Here is a 21,021-nt window from a genome sequence, read left to right as displayed (position 1 = left end):
GGCGGAGCCGCCTACTGCCACCACGGACGCAGCGGGACATGCGCCTCGCCCTTGGGGCCGAGCTTGACGGCGAGGACCTGGTGCAGCTGAACGACGTTGCGTTCGAAGCCCAGTCGCGACCCGGCCATGTAGAGACCCCACACACGTGCGGTACCTTCGCCGACCTCGGCGACGCAGGCGTCCCAGTTGTCGACGAGGTTCTGGCACCATCCGGCGAGGGTGAGTGCGTAGTGCTCGCGCAGGTTCTCCTCGTGCCGCACCTCGAGTCCGACGTTCTGGATTTCGGTGATGATGCGTCCGGAGCCGGTGAGTTCGCCGTCGGGGAAGACGTACCGGTCGATGAAGCCGCCTGCGCGCGCCTGACTCTGGTTGTCGGGCCGGGTGATGCAGTGGTTCAGCAGCCGGCCGCCCTCGCGGAGCTTGCTCTGCAGCAGGCCGAAGTAGGCGGGGTAGTTGCCGACGCCGATGTGCTCGGTCAGGCCGATCGAGGAGATGGCGTCGAATCCGGTCTCGGGGACGTCGCGGTAGTCGGAGAACCGGACCTCGGCGAGGTCGGACAGTCCTTCTTCGGCGATGGCCTTCTGTGCCCATTCGGCCTGTTCGCGGGACAGGGTGGCGCCGATGACCTTGACGCCGCGGCGGGCGGCGTACCGGACCATCGATCCCCAGCCGCAACCGATGTCGAGCAGTCGGTCGCCGGGCTGGAGGCCGAGCTTCTCGAAGACGAGGCGGTACTTGTTGTCCTGCGCCTCTTCGAGGGTCTGCTCGGTGTTGTCGTAGCACGCGCACGTGTACGTCATGGACGGGCCGAGGACGTACTCGTAGAAGGTGTTCGAGACGTCGTAGTGGTGGTGGATGACTTCGGCGTCGCGGGACTTGGAGTGCCGCAACCCTTCCGCGACTCGACGCCACCGAGGGAGATGCTCCTGCGGGGGAGGGGCGATGGGGCGCAGCAGATCCCAGCCGAGTGAGCGCGTGATGGCGGCGAGCGTAAGTGCGGACGGACGACGGAAGTGTAGTTCGTCGCCCATGACGCGGAGGATCTCGTACGGGTCGCCGGGGTGGACGCCGCGGGCCTCGAGGTCGCCGGACACGTAGGCCCGGGCCATGCCGAGGTCGCCGGGGGCGGTCGCCAGGTAGGTGGTGCCCCGGGTCGTCTTGAGGTGGAGTCCGTAGGGGGCGTCCTCCGGGCCGGCGGCGCTGCCGTCGTAGGCGGAGAACCGCAGGGGGAGCATGCCGTCGGACAGAATTTCGAGAATCTCTGCGATGGTCAGCTTGTGGTCTTGGGAGTGTGAAGCTTTCAGGGTTGTCATCGACGTTGCACCGCCTTGGAGAAAAGGTCCAGTAATCGTGATTTCGGGTCGTAGCGTTTTTTCAGTTCCGTGTATCGATCGCCGCCGTAGTAGAGGCGTTCGAAGTCTTCTCGTGAATAGTACGAATCGGAGTAGAGGGACTTGTGTCCGTCGAAGTCGCTGACCTTGTCCTCGATCAGCCGATTCGCTGCCCCCTCGGGTCGGCCCGGGACGATGGGCACCGACGACCAGAATCCGATGTTCACGTACGTGCGTTTCGGTTCGAGGGGGTACAGGGGCCAGGGGCGTTGTGCGGACGCGCCGGCGGGGGCGGGTTCACGCAACCGCAACGGGCACAGCCACAGCGGTTCGATCGGGATCTCGTCGAGGAACCAGCGGACGAAGTCCGCGGTGCGCTCGATGGGCACTTCGACGTCCTGCACGACGCGTTCGCGCGGCGGGTTGCCCTTGCGCTTCTCGAGTCGGTCGCCGATGTCGTACTTGTGGTCGAGGGCGATGAGCTTCCAGTAGAAGCTGCTGCGGAGGAGGTTCTTCGGCCACAGGCGGCGGATGGTGGGGTTCTGGGCGCCGAAGGCGCGCGAGCACCAGAACCAGTCGGTGTCCCAGCGCCACAGGTAGTCTCGGATGGTGAGTTTGTCCGTTTTGGGGTGGTTCACGGAACTGTGCTGGATGGACCGGTAGAAGATGTTCTGGCCGGTGTAGTCGCTGACGGGGCCGCCCTCGTCGGTCTGATGGCCCAGCGTCAGATAACTTTCGCTCGCGGTGAACACGACGCCGTCCAGGTAGTCGACGGTGATGCCGTCGTGGACGCGTTCGGAGACGATGCGATCCATCGCCGACTGCAGCTCGTCCAGGGAGTCGAAACGCAGATGGCGCAGTGCCACATACCGTTTGACGGGCTCGAGCTGGATGCGCAGTCGTGTGGAGTAGCCGAGGGTTCCGTAGGAGTTGGGGAATCCCCAGAACAGGTCGGAGTTCTCGCCTTCTGGTGTCGCGGTGACGATGTCGCCGCTACCGGTCAGGACGTCGATCTCGAGGACCGATTCGTGGGGGAGCCCGTTGCGGAACGACGTCGACTCGATGCCGAGACCGGTGACCGCGCCGCCGAGCGTGATGGTCTTGAGCTGCGGAACCACCAGCGGCGCCAGCCCGTACGGCAGGGTGGCGTCCACCAGGTCCTCGTACGTGCACATTCCGGCGACATCCGCGGTCCGGGCCTGGGGGTCTACCGAGATGACTCCGCCGAGGCCGGAGACGTCGAGGCCGGGCGCGCTGGTCTGGGCCCGCGCGCGGAACAGGTTGGACGTCTTCTTCGCGAGTCGCACGGTGGCGTCCGTGGGAATCGCGCGGTAGGACGCGAGAAGCCGTTCGACGCCGGCGCGGTGAGCGTCGATCCCGGTGACGGGCAGAGTGCGATGCGCACGGAAGGGGCGTCCACCCTCCCGCATGCTTTTCAGTAGTTCAACCGAAGAGGCAGCCACACCCTGACGCTATCCCTCTCCGCGGGTTCAGGCCACGCATATCGGCGCGGTCGACCGAAGATTCACACAAATGTCTCATCAATGTGCGGGTCGTGACCACGTCGAAGTGAGCTACCTCACAATAGATTGCCACGTCATCGCCCGGACTCGCGGACGGAAGGCAGGATGGGAGGAGGAAGCAGTTTCGTACAAATCGTACAAGAGGAGTCAGAACAGTGGGCCAGGTCAGCGCGAGCAGTTCGATCACCGTCGCAGCCACACCGGAGAAGGCGCTCGCGGCTTTGACGGACTACGAGACGGTGCGTCCGCGCATCCTCTCGGAGCAGTACCTGGACTACCGCGTCCTCGAGGGCGGGCAGGGCGGCGGCACCGTCGCGCAGTGGACGTTGAAGGCCACCGAGAAGCGGTCCCGCGACATCAAGGCCACGGTCACCGTGGCGGGCAACACGATCACCGAGACGGACGCGAACTCGTCGCTCGTCACCACCTGGGTCGTGGCCCCGAGCGGCAGCGGTTCGACGGTCACCACGTCCAGCGAGTGGAAGGGCGCGGGCGGCATCGGCGGCTTCTTCGAGAAGACGTTCGCCCCGCTGGGTCTGAAGAAGATTCAGGCGCAGGTGCTGGCGAACCTCGAGCGCGAACTCGCCTGACGCGACGCCGGTTCGCTCCGGCGCCGTCGGCGTGAGTCCCACGACGGCGTCGGCGCCGGACCGCACTGACGGTCACGGTCTACTCTGGCAGGGGAAACAGCAGAAAGGACCACGTCAGTGCAACCAGGTGGACAACCCGACATGTCGCAGCTCCTCGCGCAGGCGCAGCAGATGCAGCAGCAGCTGATGGCCGCTCAGCAGGAGATGGCCGAGGCCGAGGTCACCGGGCAGGCCGGTGGCGGACTCGTGACCGCGACGGTCAAGGGGACAGGTGAAGTGGTCGGTCTGAAGATCGATCCGAAGGTCGTCGATCCCGACGATGTGGAGACTCTGCAGGACCTCGTGATCGGTGCGATCGAGGACGCGTCGAACAAGGCGCAGGAGATCGCGGCGCAGAAGCTCGGTCCGCTCGCCGGTGGATTCGGTGGGGGAGGCCTGCCCGGTCTTCCCGGTTTCTAGAGGCGCGGCGTGTACGAAGGTCCGGTTCAGGATCTGATCGACGAGCTCGGCAAGCTGCCCGGCGTCGGGCCGAAGAGCGCACAGCGCATCGCGTTCCACCTGCTCAGCGTCGAACCGCCGGAGATCGACCGGCTCAAGAATGCGCTGCAGCGGGTGCGCGACGGCGTCCAGTTCTGTGTGGTGTGCGGCACGGTCTCCGACAAGGAGCACTGCCGCATCTGTGCCGATCCGCGCCGTGACCGCACGGTGATCTGTGTGGTCGAGGAGCCGAAAGACGTCCAGGCCGTCGAGCGCACACGCGAGTTCAAGGGCCGCTATCACGTGCTGGGCGGGGCGCTCGATCCGCTGTCCGGAGTGGGCCCCGATCAGCTCCGTATCCGGGAGTTGCTCGCGCGCATCGGCAATCAGGAGGACGGCGTCGACGTCTCCGAGGTGATCATCGCGACCGACCCCAACACGGAGGGGGAGGCAACCGCGACGTATCTGGTGCGGATGCTTCGGGACTTTCCCGGGTTGACGGTCAGCCGGCTCGCGTCGGGTCTGCCGATGGGCGGCGACCTCGAGTTCGCCGACGAGCTCACGCTGGGCAGGGCGTTGTCGGGGAGACGCACGCTGTGACGTCGGATCCGGGTACTGCCGCGCCGGTGAAGCGGACGGCCGAGCAGTCGCGGTCGCTGATCGTCGACGCTGCGGGCCGGGCGTTCGCGACGCGTCCGTACCGGGAGATCACGCTCAAGGACATTGCCGAGGACGCCGGGGTCAGCGCACCCCTGATCATCAAGTACTTCGGGTCGAAGGAGCAGTTGTTCGATGCGCTCGTCGATTTCCGTGCGGCCGCGGAGGTCGTGTTCAGCGGTCCGCTGGACGGTCTCGGTGAGCGGATGGTGTCGATGTTCGCGCGGCCGCTCGAACCGTACAAGCCGCTGTCGCTGAACATCCTGTTCATGAGCGGGCCGAGCGAGGAGAGCAGCCGCAAGCTGCGCGCCAACTATTCGACGCAGATGATCGACGCGTTGGCCGAACGACTGCCCGGTCCGGATGCCCGGTTGCGCGCCGAACTGGTGATGTCGATGCTGACGGGTCTCGCCGTCATGCGTCGCAAGATGATGCAGGAGCACGCGACGGGCACCCCGGAAGAGGTGGTGGCGCACTACGCCCCGCTGGTGCAGGAGTTGCTCGACGGCTGAGGGCGGATTGTCCGGCTTGCGGGGTAAATGGTTGTTCACCTAATGTGGTGAACAGCCATTTACCAGCTGTGCAAGGGGTGACGCTTGACGATCTCGTTGCCGCGCCCACTGTCGGTGCTAGCCAATCAGCCGGTCGCACCGCCGGACTCTGCCGGCGGATCGCGTTACCTCTTCCCGATTCTCGCGTTCGCGGGCGTGTTCCAGGCCGTCCTGCAGACGGTCATGGTGCCCCTCCTGCCCAGCATGCCGACGTTCACCGGCGCGAGTCAGACGTCGGTGTCGTGGCTGATCACCACCACCCTCCTGGTCGGTGCGGTCGTCACCCCGATCTTCGGCAGGCTTGCCGACATGTTCGGCAAGAAGCGGATGCTCCTCGTCGCCTTCGTCTTCATGACGCTCGGAGCGTTGATCTGCGCTGTGACGTCCGACATCGCGTTCCTGATCTTCGCGCGGGGACTGCAGGGGGCAGGCGCCGCCGTCATCCCGGTCGGAATCTCGATCCTCCGCGACGAATTGCCGCGGGAGAAGGTCAACGGCGCGATCGCCATGATGAGCTCGACCCTCGGGATCGGCACAGCGCTCGGACTGCCGTTCGCGGCCTCCGTCGCCGAGTACTCCAACTGGCACGTCCTCTTCTGGGTCATCGCGGGAATCGGGCTCGCGGTCACCACGGCCGCGGTGCTGTTCATCCGCGAGTCCGAGGTGCGGTCGGGCGGACGATTCGACGGGGTCGGCGCCGTCGGTCTGACCGCGGCCCTCGTCTGCCTGCTCGTCCCGATCACCCAGGGCAGCTCGTGGGGCTGGGGTAGTCCCGCTGTGCTGGGCATGTTCGCGTCCGCGGTGTTCCTGTTCGCGCTGTGGGGATATCAGCAGCTACGCAACCGGAACCCGCTGGTGGACCTGCGGGTGTCTGCGCGACGGTCGGTGCTGCTGCCGCACGTCATGGCGCTGCTCGTCGGTTTCGCATTCTACGGAAATGCCCTCATCACCACCCAGCTGCTTCAGGCGCCCCGCGGGGACGCCGGTTACGGCCTGACGATCCTCCAGGCCGCGGTGTGCCAGCTGCCGACCAGCCTGTCGATGATCGTCTTCGCGCAGGTAGGGGCCCGGGTGTCCGAACGCTACGGGTCGAAGGTGACGATCCTGTCGGGCGCGATCTGTCTCGTCCTCGGCTACGCGCTGCACACCGTGCCGCACAAGGAGTTGTGGATGGTGATCGCCGCGCTCGGTGTCGCGGCCGTCGGCACCGCCCTGGTGTACAGCACGCTGCCGATGCTGATCGTCCGGGCCGTGCCGTCCACGCAGATGGCTGCGGCCAACGGTGTCAACGTGCTTTTGCGGACGATGGGCACCACGATGTGCAGCGCGGTGGTCGCGACCGTCCTGGCGGCGAGCATGGTGGGTGGTGTCGCCTCGGCTGCCGGATTCTCGTTGGCCTACGGGGTGTGCGCGGTCCTTGCGGTCCTGGTGTTCGCGGTCTCCCTCGCGATGCCGGGACACGATCGGACGAAGAAAACTCCGCTGGAACCTCTTGTGACGTAGATCACTCGCGTGTATCGTCAGTGATGCGGATCGAGGAAATGTACCTGTGAGCAGAGAAAACTCGAGAAGCAGAGATCCGGCCGAGAATGCAGAAGCATTCCCGGCCGAACCCCTGTCTGGGGTCTTTACTCCTCCATCGATTCCGCGATCTGCTTGATGGCGGCCAGGCGGCGATCCCACTCGGCGCCGATCCGTTCCAGGGTTCGCGCCGTCTTGTTGAGCTCTGCGCCCAGCGCGCGGTAGCGGATCTCGCGGCCCACCTTCACCGACTCCACCAGCCCGCAGGCCTGCAGCGCATTCAGATGCTTCGCGATGGCCTGCCTCGACACCGGAAGCCGGGTGGCGAGCGACGACGCCGACTGGTCGGCCCGGCCGAGTTCGGTCAGAATCTCCCAGCGGGTCTCGTCGGACAGCGCCGCGAACACCGAGGCCAGTTCGGCGTACGTGCCCACCGTCATGCCTTCACGCCGTGCAGGTACGCGACCAGTTCGTCGAGTTCGGCGTGCCAGCCCTGGACGTTGCCCTCGCGGGCCCGCTTCTGGTCGGCGACGTCGCGGTCGAGGGTGTCGAACCCGGTCTCGACGACGGTCAGTTCGGTGCCGGCGGCGTGCTCGGACAGCGTGAACCGCACCAGGGTGGAGTTGCCGACCACCGGGTCGGCGTCGATGTCGGCGGCCCAGCGGAAGCCGAAGGCGTTCGGTTCGTCGACCTCCGTGACGACGGCGCGGGCGGTGCCGTGCTCGTCCCAGGTGAAGGCGGCCTTGCCGCCGACGCTGAGGTCGAGCGACGTGCGCTGCCCGAACCACTGGCTGATCTTGTCGGGATCCGTGATCGCCGCCCACACCGCCGATCTCGGGGCGTTCACGACAACGGTCCGGGTGATGCTGCTCGATGCGTCCATGGTGGGCCACCTTTTTCGACGACGGTTGATGTGCAACTCCATGGTTGCACTCTTTCTGCCGTTCTGCAACCCTTCGGTTGCGCCCGGCATGCGAGTGCCGATGTGTACCCGAATGCACATTGGCACTCACATGGGTTATCCACAGGCTGTGGAAAACGTGGTTGAAAGGGGCGGTTCCTGTCGGGGCGGGCCGACACCGTTCCGGGCATGGAACACGACTCATGGCAGGCCATTCTCGACGCCCAGGACGGCGTCGTCACCACGGCACAGCTCCGGGCGCACGGCGTCAGTGCCACCGCACTCCGGCATCGTGTGGTGTCCGGCCAGTGGTTGCGGGTGCTGCCGCGCGTCATCGCGGTCACCAACGGTCCACTCACCCGCCCGATGGCCCTCTCCGCCGCACTCCTGTACGGCGGCCGGGCGATCCTGAGTCACCGGACCGCGGCCGAGGAGTGGGGAATGCTCCGCGTCGACGACCCGTCGGCGCCGGTCCACATCACCGTCCCTTACAACTGCTCGGCCGTGAATCAGAGGCCGACGGTCCGCGCACCCGGAGGTCCGCGCCCGACCTCGGCAAGCAACGCACTCGTTCACGGTGGCGTCGTGGTCCATCGGTCCCGCGCGTTCGAGCACATCTGGGTCCCGTTTCGCCGGCCACGGACATCGTTGGCCGACACGGTGATCGACCTTGCGGTGTCCGAGGCCACCCCGCGGGAGGCGGCCCTGCGATTCGTCGAGGCCGCTACCAGTGGCAAGATCCACGTCGAGGTGCTCCGGCGGAAACTCGAGGTCCGGCGTCCACACCGGTATGCGACCGACATCGCCGACGCCGTGATGCTGCTCGGCGACGGCGTTCAATCGGCCCTCGAACATCGCTACGCAGTCGACGTCGAACGGGCGCACGGGCTGCCGAGCGGGAAACGTCAGATGCCGCACGTCGTGGACGGCCGGATTCTGTACGAGGACGTCGATTACAGCCCCAGGGGTGTGCCGCTGATCGTCCGGCTCGACGGGCAGCAGTATCACAGCGCACAACAGTCCCGTTTCCGTGACCGTCGGCGCGACAACGCGGCGGAGCTCGCCGACCGTCCACGGCTGGTCTATGGGTGGGAGGAGACGACCCGCGACCCCTGCGGGGTATTCGAGGAAGTGCGCCGGGTGTTGGTCCGCGAAGGCTGGGCCGATGCGTCGCGTCGCTGTCCGGCCTGCCCACGTGAGTGAGAAAGAGTGCCCGGCCACTCTTTCTCACTCACGTGCGCAGGTGAGTGAGAAAGAGTGCGGGGCGACGCTTTGCCACTCACATGCCTAGACGCGCAGGCGCTCCCGGCGCAGCTGTGCGACCTCGGGCAGGTCGAGGGGGGCGAGTTCGTCGACGCCCAGTGCCCGCTTCAGGAGCAGGTCGGCGAGTTCGGGGTTGCGGGCGAGCGCGGGTCCGTGCATGTACGTGCCGATCACGGAACCCTGGACGACGCCTTCGAGTCCGTCCCCGACGCCGTTGCCGACGCCGTGCGTGACCCGGGCGAGGCCGCGGGCGTCGGCGCCGAGTGTGGTTCCGCCGCGGTGGTTTTCGAACCCCGTGAGCGGCTGCGTCAATCCGTCCATCTGTGGTGTCGTGATCACTTCACCGATGGAACGCGTCGGCTGCGGGGACGTGGTGACGTCGAGCATCGAGACGCCGTCGACGCGTTCGCCGCTCGACGTCTCGTACCAGTTGCCGAGCACCTGGATCGCGGCGCAGATCGCCAGGACGGGGGCGCCGCGTTCGGCGGCCTTCTGCAGTCCGGGGTGCTTGGCGAGGTGCCGGGTGGCGAGGCGCTGCGCCGAGTCCTCGGCTCCACCGAGCGTGTAGACGTCGAGGGACTCCGGGACCGGGTCGTTCAGCGTGATCTCGACGATCTCCGCGTCGTATCCGCGCATGCGCAGTCGCTGCCGGAGGATCAGGGCGTTGCCGCCGTCGCCGTAGGTGCCCATCACGTCGGGCAGCACCAGGCCGATGCGTACGGTCGAGTCAGGCATTGCGCGCCTCCTTCGCGATGGCGGTGTTCAGGTCGCGGAAGGCGGTGTAGTTGGCGAGCACCTCGACGCGGCCGGGTGGGCAGGATGCGATGGCCCGCAACGGGTTCGGGTCGAGCGTGTGCTCGACGCCGGCGTAGGTGAGGCGGACGGCCAGGTCGGTGCCGCGTTCGCCGGCGGCCACCACCTTGACGCCCTCGAAGTGCTCGAACCGCACGTCCCACAGCCAGGACAGGTCCTCGCCGTCGGGAACCTGCCCGTTGACGGCGATCACGAGTCCGTCGACGGTCGGGTCGATCATCGACAGCGCTTCCTGCCAGCCGGCGGGATTCTTGGCGAGCAGCATGTGCACGGAGTGCGACCCGACCTCGACGGTGCTGTAGCGGCCCGCGACCTCCTGGACGGTGGACGCCGCGGCGACTGCGTCGTCCGCCTTCGCGCCCATCGCGACCGCCGCGGCGACGGCCTGCGCGGCGTTGCCGCGGTTGGCGCGCCCGGGCAGGGCGAGGGTCATCGGGATCTTCAGACCGTCGGGCCCGTACAGGTTTTCGTCGTCGAGCCACCAGTTGGGGGTTGGGCGCGCGAAGTCGGAACCCGTGCTGCGCCAGTGCGAGCCCTCCCAGACGATGGGTTCGCCGGTGCGCGGACAGCTGGCGGCGTCGCTGGCCCACCCGCCGCCGGCGGCCACCCAGATGACGTTCTTCGCGTCGTAGGCCACCGAGGTGACGAGGACGTCATCGCAGTTGGCGATCACGACGGACTCCGGGTGCGCGGCGACGCAGGCGCGGAGTTTGCGTTCGATCATGTTGATCTCGCCGACGCGGTCGAGCTGGTCGCGGCTGAGGTTGAGCAGAACCAGGGCCTCGGGATTGACGGCGTCACTGACGTGCGGGACGTGGAGTTCGTCGACCTCGAGGGCGGCGAGGGGCGCGTGGACGCGGGTGCTCAGTGCCGCGACGATGCCGGCGTCCATGTTGGCGCCGTCGGCCTGTGTCGCGACCTCACCGAGCGTGGAGAGCGCCGCCGCCGTCATCCGGGTGGTGGTGGACTTACCGTTGGTGCCGGTGATCACCGCGGTGCGCCGGCCGGCGCCCAGCTGCTCCATCAGCGTCGGGTCGATCTTCAGGGCGATCAGGCCGCCGATCATCGAGCCCTTGCCGCGGCCCGCCTTCTGCGACGCCCAGGAGGCCGTCGCCGCTGCGCGCAGGGCGACCTTGCCACGCGTCGTGATCCCAGTTCCAGTACTCACTCCGCGAGTTTTGCACAGGGTCCGGTCAGACGCCGACTCGCGCAGGGGCAGGTGAGTGCGAAAGTGTGCTCGGACGCACCTTGCCGCGCACCTGGGTGGCGGCGGCGCCGGCGATGACGACGGCCCCGCCGATCAGCGACAGGACGCTCGGCTCCTCGTGCAGCACCAGCCAGGACGCCCCGATCCCGACGATGGGAACCAGCAGGGAGAACGGCGCGACCATCCCGGCGGGGTAGCGGCTGAGGAGGGCCGTCCACAGACCCGAGCCCGCGACCGTGCCGAGAATCACGATGTAGGCGAGGCCTGCGAGCGCGAGCGGGCCGTTGCCCTCCAGCGACGACGTCAGGGAGTCCCAGCCCGCCGAGGGACCCTCGACGCCCAGCGACAGCGCCAGCATCGGCAGCGGCGGAATGACGCACATCCACAGCATCAGCCGCATCGGCTGGTCCGACGCGGCCTTGCGGTTGCCGATGTTGCCCAGCGCCCACGACAGTCCCGCGAGCAACGTCAGGGCCACCGGCAGCAGCGCGGCGTGCTGGGCGCGGTCCCAGCCGATGAGTGTCATTCCGGCCATCGCCACCAGCAGTCCGCACACCTGCGTCGGCCGCAGCCGCTCCCGTAGCAGGACCGCGCCGAGGACCACGGTGAACGGCGCCGAGGACTGCAGGACCAGCGACGCCAGCCCGGTGGGCATGCCGACGTGCATGGCCCAGAACAGGAATGCGAACTGGCCGACGCCGAACCCGAGGCCGTACACCAGCAGCCACTTCAGCGGGACCTGCGGCCGGGGAACGAACAGGATCACCGGGATCGCGATGACGAAGAATCGCAGCGCGGCGAAGAAGAACGGCGGGAAGTGATCGAGGCCCGCGCGAATGGCGAGGAAGTTGAGCCCCCACAGGACGACGACGGTGAGTCCGAGCAGCCGGTCGCGGGAGGTCATGCATTCCATCGTGAGGGCCGGAAACAATCAGGACAAGCGCATTAAAGTGCATCATCGATGTAGTTTTGCTACATGGATGCGACCCGGTTGCGCGTGCTGCGCGAGCTGGCGGACCGCGGGACGGTGGCGGCGACCGCGGAGGCGTTGTCGATGACGCCGTCGGCGGTGTCGCAACAGCTCAAGATCCTCTCGCGGGAGGCCGGGGTGATCCTGCTCGAACCCGCCGGACGCCGGCTGCGGCTGACGGATGCCGGTCAGGCCCTCGTCGTCCGCGCCGACGACGTCGTGGCCGCCCTGGACCGTGCGGCCGCGGAGATGAGCGCCTACCGCGGTTCGCCGCGCGGCCGGGTGCGGGTGGCGCTGTTCCCGTCCGGTGCCGCGCTGCTGCTGCCCGGACTGCTGGACGCGCTCGCGGGCAGTGGGGTGGACGTGCAGGCGCGCGACGAGGACCTGCCCGCCGCCGCGGTGCCCACCCTGCTCGCCGATTACGACGTGGTGCTGACGCATCGCGACGAGCGGGCCCCGGACACGTCCTCGCCGCGGGTGACGGCGGAACCGCTGATGCGCGAACCCATCGACCTCATCCTGCCGCCCGGCCATCCGCTCGCCGGACAGGATGCGGTGCGTCCGGACCAGTTGGCGGACGAGCGGTGGATCAGTGTGCGCGGCGGGTTCCCCGTCGACGACGTGCTGATGTCGGTGGCCGCCGCGACCGGTGTGCAGCCGCATGTGGTGATGCGCATCAACGACTTCCGTGTCATCGAGGAACTCGTCGCCGGCGGTCACGGGGTGGCCCTGCTGGCCCGTCATGCGGTGACCAGCCGCGCGGTGGTTCAGCTGCCGCTCTCGGGTGTGCGGGCGGCCCGCATCTACGAGCTGGCCCGGCGGCCGGCAGCCGACGACGTTCCCGCGGTGGCCACGGTGCTGCAGGCGTTCCGGGACGTCGCGGCACGGATCGCGGACTGAGCGGGCCGGAAACGGAAGAAGGCCCGCCGGGTGGGCGGGCCTTCTGGTGGATCGGGTGCTCAGCTGCTCAGCGCCTTCGCCTTCAGCGTGTCGTACTCCGCCTGAGTGATGGTGCCTGCATCGAGCAGGGCCTTCGCGTCCGCGATCTGCTCGGCCGAGGACTTGCCCGCCACGGAACGGATGTAGCTGTCCTGCGCCTGCTTCACCTCCTGCGCGGCCGCCATCGACCGCTGGGCCATGCCGTCGCTCTTGACGATCAGATACACGAGCGCGGTCAGCAGCGGGACGAAGAACAGGAAGATGATCCAGATGGCCTTCGCCCAGCCCGACGTCTTATGGTCGCGGAACAGGTCGGTGATGATGGAGAACAGCAGGATCAGGTAGGCCACGAAGCCGAACGTGACGATGATCACCCAGAGAAAGTCCCAGAAAGAGTCCATTGCAGCGCTCCATTCACAGTCGAATTCGCTCTGCGCTGACTATCGCACCGGGCCGGGGCACCCGCGTCATCCGAAACAGGTGAAATGCGGCCGGTGCAGACTTCCCGCCCACGGTCGCGGAAACGCCGAACGGCCGCGACACCCGGTAGGTGCCGCGGCCGTTCGGGTGGGGACTACTTGCCTGCTTCGACCGCCCGGCGCATGCCGCGCTCGACCGCACCGATGATGTACGGGCGCAGCTCGACGGCCGGGATGACGGCGTCGACGGAGCCGACCCGCTGTGCCCGCTGGATGTTGTGCACGGCCTCGAACTCGGCCGCGACCTCACCGAGCTTCTCGTTGCGCACCGCAGCCTGCTGGGCCGCCAGCTCCACCCGCAGGTGAGCCTGCTGGGCGTCGTTCTGGGCGCCCGCCAGGTTGGCCTCGAGCTCCCGGATCGACGGGTCGGCTGCCACCCGAGAGTTGACCTCGCGGGTGAACACCACGGCCGCGGCGGGGGCACCACCGAGGACCGACGCGAACGAACCCTCGACCGCCAGCACCTCCATGTTGTCGTTCAGTGCTCCGGAGAACACCACGAACGCGCCACCGTGGTAGCGGGAGACGACGCAGAACACGATCGGGCCGTCGAAATTGACGATGGCGCGGCCGATCTCGGCACCGTACTCGAGCTGGATGTGCCGCAGCGAGTCCGGGGAACCGTCGAAGCCGGACAGGTTGGCCAGCACCACGAGCGGACGGCTCCCGCTGGCGGCGTTGATCGCCCGGGCCGTCTTCTTCGACGACTGCGGGAACAGCGTTCCCGCGGTCCACTGGTCGGGACCGTTGGCCGGCGACCATCCCTTACGGGCGATGGCCCGCGACTCGATGCCGATGACGCTCACCGGGTAACCGCCGAGGTGTGCGTCGAACACGACGGACGTGTCGGCGTCCGCCATGTCGGCCCACCGCTCCAGCACCGTGTGGTCCTGGTCGACGAGTGAACGCATCACCGTGCGAATGTCGAACGGCTTCTTGCGTTCCGGGTTCGTCTCCGCGGAGAAGATGTCGCCGACCGTGGTGAAGTCGCTGGACGGGTGGATGTGCGGGAAGGACCGCACGTCGCGCCCGATCGGGTCGCTGGTCTGCGCCCGACGCGGGAAGCGTTCTCCGCCAACGACATATGCGTGGTCGTAGTGCGCGAACAGGATCTCGCACGCGGCGGGCAGGTTCGGCGCCCAGTACTGCGCCTCACCGTTCGGGCCCATCACGCGGTCGTAACCGCCGATACCGAAGTTGTCCTCGGCCGAGACGCCACCCGAGTAGTCGAGCGAGTTCTTACCGGTGAGCACCATGGCACTGTCCGGCGTCATGACGAGGATGCCCTTGGTGTGCATCAGCATCGTGGCTTCGGCGTTCCAGTAGGGCTGCGCACCCACGTTGATGCCGGCCACGATCACGTTGACCTCGCCACCGTTCTGCGTGAACGTGATGAGGCGACGCAGGCCGCGGGACACCCAGTCCATGTTCTCGGTGCCGCTGTCCATGGAGATCGTCGCGCCGGACGACAGCGCGAACCACTCGACCGGCACCCCCAGCTTCTCGGCCAGGTTCACACCGGCGACGAGGCGGGCGCACTCGGCTTCCGCGACGGTGCCCAGTGCCTTCGTCGGGTCACCGAAGAGCGCGACGCGGGTCATTCCCTCGGGATGCCGGTCGGTGCGGGCTGTGACCAGACCGACGACGAGGCCGGCCTTGTTCTGCCCGTACGGACGCTCGACGGGAACCAGCTGTCCCGACTCGTCCAGGTCGTGCTCGACGAAGCTGCCGTCGCGGCCGGTGAGCAGCGGGATCAGCTCGTACGGGTAGACGGTGCCGCGGGCACGTGAGCTGCGGACCTTCTGCGTGTACGCGTCGAGCGGCTGCAGCGGCTCGGTCGGCGGCTCGGTGACCTTGACGACCACGCCGGCGCCGGTGCGGTAGGAGAAGCGCAGAGCCTTCTCCCGCGACTCCGTGCCGGGCTCGCCCTGGAGCCGGGCGATCACGGTGATCTCCTCGAGTCCGGCGCCCGCGGTGAGCGGTGCCGCGACCCGGGCGAACGCCTCGAGGTCCTCGACCGGGACGTCGATCTTCGGCCACACGTACAGCACGACGCGGTTGGCGTCGAGCTTGCGCTTGCTGCCGCGGGTGGCCTGCGCCCGGCGGATGCCGTCGAGGCACGACTGCAGGACGCGTTCCGCGGCGGGAACACCGATGACCTGGCCGTCTTCGTTGCGGACCGGCGTGATGTCGCGGACCTCGGCGAGCGCGATGAGGCGTTCGTCGGTGGGATTGTCGCGCGAGACCAGGTTGAACAGGAACGTGTCGGCGACCGCGGGGAGGCGGGTGCCGTCGAAGTTCTTCAGGCGCCACAGGTCGAGTCGCTGGCCGGTGAGCGGGTGCATGTCCCGGATCAGCTTCTCTTCCGCCAGGACACCTGCGTCCGGGCGGTACGTGAACTTGCGGACGTCCATGTCGGTTCCGCCGAAGACGGACACCGTGACCCGGCGGCAGGTCGCGGCCAGGGGCAGTGCAGCCAGCGCCTTCCGCAGGTCCTCGGACATGGTGTTCGGGTCGGCGGGCGGTGCGGTCCACGACAGGTAGAGGTCGAGGACGAGGTTGTCGGGGTTCTCCGCGGCGACGGCACCGATCTCGTCGAGCGCACCGGGCAGTTCGGCGTACTCGGCGACGGCGGACACCAGGTTCAGGCGCTCGCCGAGCAGATCGAAGTTGCCGGTGACGAAACGCCGTCCGTTGCGGTCGAAGGACGTGACGTCCTCGAGCGTGCGGATGTCGTAGTAGCGACGGGTGACGACCTCGAGCAGCGGCCCGACGGTCGTGCTCTTGCGTGCGATCCGCTGCCCGAGGAGCTCGGTCAGCGACTGAGGGGTGGCGACCAGTGCCTCGAGGCGTTCCTGGTAGTCGGCGGCGTCGGGACGCTCGGCGAGGTACTCGAGGCTGCCGCGGACGCCGTCGTAGACCTGCTCGCGGGCCTTGCGGATCTGCGGCTCGTCGAAGAACCGGAACCGCACGTTGCGGGCGACGTTGCCGATCACCGGGTAACGGACCTGGGTGGCGATGATCAGCCGGTCCAGGACCTCACCGAGTCCGCTGGGTGCGCGGCCGGGAGCGTTCTTTTCGTTCAGCCACCGATCGAGCAGGGCGGCGATGACGGGAACCTGGTTGTCCATGCGCTGCTGCGCGAGGAACAGGCGGTAGACCGCCTCCTCCAGCTCGGCGGTGCGCTCGAGGTCGGTGACGTCGTAGTGGCGCAGTGCCCGCGACAGCCGGGTCGTGAACGACTCGGGCAGGCCTTCGAGCTCGACGTCGAGGGTGTGGAGGTAGGTGTGGAAGTGCTCGCGCGGGCTGTGGACGCGCTCGTCACCGTCCTCCTCGTCGGCGGTCGGACGGTTACGTCCGATCTCGCAGATGTCCGCGAACGTGTTCAGCAGGGCGAGCTCCGCCTGCACGAGATCCGGGTCGCCCGCGATCTCGGCGCGCAGCTTCTCGTACTCGGCGAGGAGCACTCCGGCCCGCTTCGCACTGACGTCGTAACCCGTGAGCAGCGCGGCGAGCGCGTCGATCTGCTCGAGGGCGTCGGCCCGGGTGTTCCCGTGCGAAGCGGGAGCACCGAGATCGAACTCGACGCGAGGCGACTTCGGAGCGGTGGACTCCTCGGAGCTCTCCTCGACGCGCAGCAGTGCCGTTCCGGCGTCGACCTGGGAGTTGACCATGGCGAGAACTTCCCGCACCCTGCCTGCGACGGGGGCGCGGACCGCGGTCTCCATCTTCATGCTCTCGAGGACGACCAGCGTGGCGCCGACCTCGACCTCGTCGCCGACGGACACGGGCACCGCGACCACGACTGCAGGAGCCGGTGCGCGGACGACGCCGGCCTCGTCCTGGCTGATCTGGTGGCTGATGCCGTCGACCTCGACGAGGTACTGGGCGCGGCCTGCGACCGAGACGACGTGGTGGCGGCGGTCGCCGATCACCAGGCGGCTCTCGAACTCGCTGAGGCGGTCGACCTCGACCTCGGTCTCGGGGGCGTCCCCGTCGACGCGGTAGGTGTGGGCGCCGACCTGCGTGACGGTGAGTCCGTAGGCCTGGCCCTGGTAGCTGAGCTCCACCTTGCGGCCGATGGCGTGGCCGGCGCGGGGGCGTCCACCGCGAGCGGACGACAGGAACGCCTCACGCTCGAGCTTCTCCTCGGCGTCGTAGGCGTCGATGGCGGCGGCGATCAGTGCGACATCCGCGGTCCGGGACGGGACGTTGGAGGTGCCTGCGTCGGTGCGGTCCAGCCAGCCGGTGTCGGCGGACGCGGAGATGACCTCTTCGCGGTCCAGCAGATCCAGCAGGAACGACTTGGTGGTGGTGCCGCCCTGCAGCACGACCGTGGTCTCGCGGAGAGCGGTGCGCAGACGCGCGAGCGCCTCGGAGCGGTCGCGACCCCAGGCGATGACCTTGGCGACCATCGAGTCGTAGTCGGGCGGGATGATGTCGCCCTGGGCGATGCCGGTGTCGACGCGGAGACCGCTGCCGAGCGGGAACTTGAGCAGCTGCACGGCGCCGGGCGCGGGAGCGAAGCCGTTGGCGGCGTCCTCCGCGTTGAGGCGGGCCTCGACGGCGTGACCGAACTCGGGCGGGCAGTCGCCGACCAGCGGCTCACCGCTGGCGACGAGGATCTGCAGCTTCACCAGGTCGATGCCCGTGGTGGCCTCGGTGATGGGGTGCTCGACCTGCAGGCGGGTGTTGACCTCGAGGAACGTGAACGTCTTCTGCTCGGGCTGGTACAGGTACTCGACCGTGCCGGCGCCGCGGTAGCCGGCGGCGCGCACGAGCTCGGCGGAGACGGTGCGCAGATGGTTCGCCTGCTCGGTGGTGAGGAGCGGCGAGCTGGACTCCTCGATGACCTTCTGGTTCTTGCGCTGGATGGAGCAGTCGCGCACACCGGGAGCCCAGACGTTGCCGAAGTTGTCGGCAATCACCTGTACCTCGACGTGGCGTGCGTCGGTGACCAGTCGTTCGATGAACACGACGGGGTCGCCGAAGGACCGCTGGGCCTCACCCTGGGTGCGCTCGAGCGCGAGTTCGAGTTCGTCCTCCGACCACACCTTGCGGATACCGCGGCCACCGCCACCCGAGCGGGCCTTGATGATGAGCGGGTAGCCGATGGCCTGGGCGTGACGGCGGGCGTCGGCGCGGGTGGCGACGGGGCCGCCACTCCACGGCGCGACCGGGACCTCCACCTTCTCGGCGAGGAGCTTGGCCTCCACCTTGTCGCCCAGCAGGCGCATCGATTCGGCGGGCGGGCCGATGAACGTGATGCCGAGCTGCTCGCAGACCTCGACGAACGCGGGATCCTCGGCGACGAAGCCCCAGCCGACCCACACGGCGTCGGCCTTGCTCTCGCGCAGCGCGCGGGCCAGCTCGGCGTGATCGAGGTAGGCCGTGCCGGTCTTGACTGTGCGCAAGCACACACCCTCGTCGGCCTGCCGAACGAACATCGCGCGGCGTTCCGCCTCGGTGTGGAGGGCGATCGTGCGGATGCCGTAGTTGTGCTCGGCGTTCAGTTCGCGCACCGCACGAATCAGGCGGACCGCCGCTTCGCCGCGGTTGACTATCGCTATTCGCTTGAACATCTGTTATCGCTCCGTTTCCGTAAAACTCATTGATCCGCAGAGTGTTTCGATGGCCAAGGCCATGTCCGCCGAGGACTGGGTGCCGCCTTCGCGGACAAGTGCACCCCTGCACAACCCACTTGACTACCTCCAGGGGCGCCCCGAACGCGATCGTCGGACCTGCGCCATTGCGGGACCGATGCTCGGGGAATGCGAGCATAACGTCGAAAAAATGTACCCGCGCGTAACTTCTGCGAGGCCCCGATCGGCTTGTCAAGCGTTCAAGGACTTGCGTGTCGACCCTACGAGAGAGTAATGAGGCCGGAATTCGGGCGAACTGGGCGTCGTCCGGAGATGTATCTGCAACCCGTTGTCACAGAGTCGGTTTCATCCGGTTCCTCGAGAAGTTCTCGGGGAAGGGAACTTTCACGCGGACGTTACTGGCGGTTCATCTTCGGGTCGGCGGTCGCGGGTTCGGTCGCGTGCGCCACCGCGCCCCGCACGCCGACGTGTGCCTCGCGGTGCATCCGGTCGACCATGTGCGGATAGTGCAGTTCGAACGCGGGACGCTCGGAGCGGATCCGTGGCAGCTCGGTGAAGTTGTGCCGCGGCGGGGGGCACGTCGTCGCCCACTCGAGGGAGTTCCCGAACCCCCACGGGTCGTCCACGGTCACCACCTCGCCGTAGCGGTAGCTCTTGAAGACGTTCCAGACGAACGGCACGGTCGACGCGCCCAGGACGAACGCGAACACCGTGGAGACCGAGTTGAGGACCGTGAAGCCGTCCGAGGGCAGGTAGTCGGCGTAGCGGCGCGGCATCCCCTCGGCGCCGAGCCAGTGCTGGACGAGGAACGTGCCGTGGAAACCGGTGAACGTGGTCCAGAAATGCCATTTGCCGAGACGCTCGTCGAGCATGCGTCCGGTCATCTTCGGGAACCAGAAGTAGATGCCGGCGTACGTGGCGAAGACGATCGTCCCGAACAGCACGTAGTGGAAGTGGGCGATGACGAAGTAGCTGTCGGTGACGTGGAAGTCCAGCGGCGGGCTCGCGAGGATGACACCGGTGAGGCCGCCGAAGATGAACGTGATGAGGAAGCCGAGCGAGAACAGCATGGGGGTCTCGAACGTCAGCTGCCCCTTCCACATGGTGCCGATCCAGTTGAAGATCTTCACCCCGGTGGGCACCGCGATCAGGAACGTCATGAACGAGAAGAACGGCAACAGCACCGCGCCCGTCGCGTACATGTGGTGCGCCCACACGGCGATCGAGAGGGCCGCGATGGCGATCGTCGCGTAGACGAGCCCGCTGTACCCGAACACCGGCTTGCGGCTGAAGACCGGGAAGATCTCCGTGACGATCCCGAAGAACGGCAGCGCCACGATGTACACCTCGGGGTGACCGAAGAACCAGAACAGGTGCTGCCACAGCAGCACACCGCCGGTGGCCGGGTCGTACAGGTTCCCGCCGAGATGCCGGTCGACGAACAGGCCCATCAGCGCGGCGGTGAGGATCGGGAACGCCACCAGGATCAGGATGCTGGTGACGAAGATGTTCCACGTGAAGATCGGCATCCGGAACATGATCATGCCCGGGGCTCGCAGGCAGATGACGGTGGTGATCATGTTGACACCGCCGAGGATGGTGCCGAGGCCGGACAGCGCCAGCCCCATGATCCACAGATCGGCGCCGACACCCGGCGAGTGCAGCGCGCTCGTCAGCGGCGAGTACGCGGTCCAGCCGAAGTCCGCGGCGCCCCCAGGGGTGATGAAGCCCGCGATCGCGATGGTGCCGCCGAACAGGAACGCCCAGTAACTGAACGCGTTGAGACGAGGGAACGCGACGTCGGGGGCGCCGATCTGCAGCGGCAGGATGTAGTTCGCGAACCCGAACACGATCGGCGTCGCGTACAGCAGCAGCATGATCGTGCCGTGCATCGTGAACAGCTGGTTGTACTGCTCGTTCGACAGGAACTGCAAACCCGGGACGGCGAGTTCGCCGCGGATCAGCAAGGCCATCAAACCGCCGGCCAGGAAGAAGACGAACGACGTGACCAGGTACAGAATCCCCAGGTCCTTGGGATCCGTCGTCGTGATCATCTTGTAGAAGAAGCTGCCCTTGGAGCGGCGCCGGGCCGGAAACGGACGGACCGGGCGATGCTGTTGAAATGCCAGATTCACGACGCCCCCCGAAGGGTCCGAGGCGGTTCGGGTCCGGTGTGGACTCCGTTACCAGGGTAGT

Annotated in this window: 17 protein-coding genes; 7 read left to right on the top strand and 10 right to left on the bottom strand. The window is 67.7% G+C overall.

Features of this window, described 5'->3' with window-relative positions:
* Window positions 1–11: 11 nt before the first annotated feature.
* Window positions 12–1,313, bottom strand: coding sequence for a class I SAM-dependent methyltransferase (locus ACFVJ3_RS03420; RefSeq protein ID WP_378450719.1), 1,302 nt, complete (start codon window positions 1,311–1,313; stop codon window positions 12–14).
* A complete protein-coding gene (locus ACFVJ3_RS03415) occupies window positions 1,310–2,761 on the bottom strand; it encodes an FAD-binding oxidoreductase (protein ID WP_378450869.1) in 1,452 nt (483 codons plus the stop codon). Before ACFVJ3_RS03415 ends, ACFVJ3_RS03420 begins: the two co-directional genes overlap by 4 nt.
* Before the next feature lie 248 nt (window positions 2,762–3,009).
* Between ACFVJ3_RS03415 and ACFVJ3_RS03410 the strand changes: the two genes are divergently transcribed.
* The 5 genes from ACFVJ3_RS03410 (at window position 3,010) to ACFVJ3_RS03390 (ending at window position 6,632) form a co-directional block, all read left to right on the top strand.
* Window positions 3,010–3,444, top strand: coding sequence for an SRPBCC family protein (locus ACFVJ3_RS03410; RefSeq protein ID WP_378450718.1), 435 nt, complete (start codon window positions 3,010–3,012; stop codon window positions 3,442–3,444).
* Between the two features lie 141 nt (window positions 3,445–3,585).
* Entirely contained in the window at window positions 3,586–3,903 is a 318-nt protein-coding gene (locus ACFVJ3_RS03405; RefSeq protein ID WP_005253373.1) for a YbaB/EbfC family nucleoid-associated protein, read from the top strand.
* Window positions 3,904–3,912: 9 nt separating this feature from the next.
* The gene (recR, locus tag ACFVJ3_RS03400) at window positions 3,913–4,521 is read left to right on the top strand and encodes a recombination mediator RecR (RefSeq protein WP_005248644.1); all 609 of its coding nucleotides are present in this window, start codon (window positions 3,913–3,915) and stop codon (window positions 4,519–4,521) included.
* Window positions 4,518–5,090 (top strand): TetR family transcriptional regulator, encoded by a 573-nt coding sequence (locus tag ACFVJ3_RS03395; RefSeq protein ID WP_378450717.1) that lies wholly within the window; start codon window positions 4,518–4,520, stop codon window positions 5,088–5,090. Before recR ends, ACFVJ3_RS03395 begins: the two co-directional genes overlap by 4 nt.
* Before the next feature lie 84 nt (window positions 5,091–5,174).
* On the top strand, window positions 5,175–6,632 hold the full coding sequence (locus ACFVJ3_RS03390; RefSeq protein ID WP_378450716.1) for an MFS transporter: 1,458 nt from the start codon (window positions 5,175–5,177) through the stop codon (window positions 6,630–6,632).
* Window positions 6,633–6,757: 125 nt separating this feature from the next.
* On the opposite strand, the gene ACFVJ3_RS03385 is transcribed toward ACFVJ3_RS03390, so the two are convergent.
* A complete protein-coding gene (locus ACFVJ3_RS03385) occupies window positions 6,758–7,090 on the bottom strand; it encodes a metalloregulator ArsR/SmtB family transcription factor (protein WP_005248640.1) in 333 nt (110 codons plus the stop codon).
* A complete protein-coding gene (locus ACFVJ3_RS03380; RefSeq protein WP_378450715.1) occupies window positions 7,087–7,533 on the bottom strand; it encodes an SRPBCC family protein in 447 nt (148 codons plus the stop codon). Before ACFVJ3_RS03380 ends, ACFVJ3_RS03385 begins: the two co-directional genes overlap by 4 nt.
* 207 nt (window positions 7,534–7,740) lie before the next feature.
* On the opposite strand from ACFVJ3_RS03380, the gene ACFVJ3_RS03375 reads away from it, so the two are divergent.
* Window positions 7,741–8,754 (top strand): type IV toxin-antitoxin system AbiEi family antitoxin domain-containing protein, encoded by a 1,014-nt coding sequence (locus ACFVJ3_RS03375; RefSeq protein WP_378450714.1) that lies wholly within the window; start codon window positions 7,741–7,743, stop codon window positions 8,752–8,754.
* Between the two features lie 84 nt (window positions 8,755–8,838).
* Here ACFVJ3_RS03375 and ACFVJ3_RS03370 read toward each other — a convergent pair whose 3' ends face one another.
* The 3 genes from ACFVJ3_RS03370 to ACFVJ3_RS03360 are packed head-to-tail and all read right to left on the bottom strand — an operon-like array spanning window position 8,839 to window position 11,738.
* Window positions 8,839–9,549 (bottom strand): type 1 glutamine amidotransferase, encoded by a 711-nt coding sequence (locus ACFVJ3_RS03370; RefSeq protein ID WP_378450713.1) that lies wholly within the window; start codon window positions 9,547–9,549, stop codon window positions 8,839–8,841.
* Window positions 9,542–10,795 carry a MurT ligase domain-containing protein gene (locus ACFVJ3_RS03365; protein ID WP_378450712.1) on the bottom strand — a complete coding sequence of 418 codons (1,254 nt, stop codon included), beginning with the start codon at window positions 10,793–10,795 and terminating at the stop codon, window positions 9,542–9,544. The genes ACFVJ3_RS03370 and ACFVJ3_RS03365 overlap by 8 nt, the downstream gene beginning before the upstream one ends.
* 25 nt (window positions 10,796–10,820) lie before the next feature.
* Window positions 10,821–11,738, bottom strand: coding sequence for an EamA family transporter (locus ACFVJ3_RS03360; RefSeq protein ID WP_378450711.1), 918 nt, complete (start codon window positions 11,736–11,738; stop codon window positions 10,821–10,823).
* Between the two features lie 72 nt (window positions 11,739–11,810).
* On the opposite strand from ACFVJ3_RS03360, the gene ACFVJ3_RS03355 reads away from it, so the two are divergent.
* Window positions 11,811–12,704: a LysR family transcriptional regulator gene (locus ACFVJ3_RS03355; protein WP_378450710.1), complete on the top strand. Its 894-nt coding sequence runs from the start codon at window positions 11,811–11,813 to the stop codon at window positions 12,702–12,704.
* A 59-nt stretch (window positions 12,705–12,763) separates the two neighbouring features.
* On the opposite strand, the gene ACFVJ3_RS03350 is transcribed toward ACFVJ3_RS03355, so the two are convergent.
* The 3 genes from ACFVJ3_RS03350 to ctaD form a co-directional block, all read right to left on the bottom strand.
* Entirely contained in the window at window positions 12,764–13,144 is a 381-nt protein-coding gene (locus ACFVJ3_RS03350) for an SHOCT domain-containing protein (RefSeq protein ID WP_378450709.1), read from the bottom strand.
* Window positions 13,145–13,317: 173 nt separating this feature from the next.
* Entirely contained in the window at window positions 13,318–18,804 is a 5,487-nt protein-coding gene (locus ACFVJ3_RS03345; RefSeq protein ID WP_378450708.1) for a biotin carboxylase N-terminal domain-containing protein, read from the bottom strand.
* A 416-nt stretch (window positions 18,805–19,220) separates the two neighbouring features.
* A complete protein-coding gene (gene ctaD, locus ACFVJ3_RS03340) occupies window positions 19,221–20,960 on the bottom strand; it encodes a cytochrome c oxidase subunit I (protein ID WP_378450707.1) in 1,740 nt (579 codons plus the stop codon).
* Window positions 20,961–21,021 lie beyond the last annotated feature (61 nt).

Source organism: Rhodococcus sp. NPDC127593, assembly GCF_042671975.1.
In the GTDB taxonomy this organism is placed as follows: domain Bacteria; phylum Actinomycetota; class Actinomycetes; order Mycobacteriales; family Mycobacteriaceae; genus Rhodococcus_F.
This window is presented reverse-complemented; position numbering and strand designations above follow the sequence as displayed.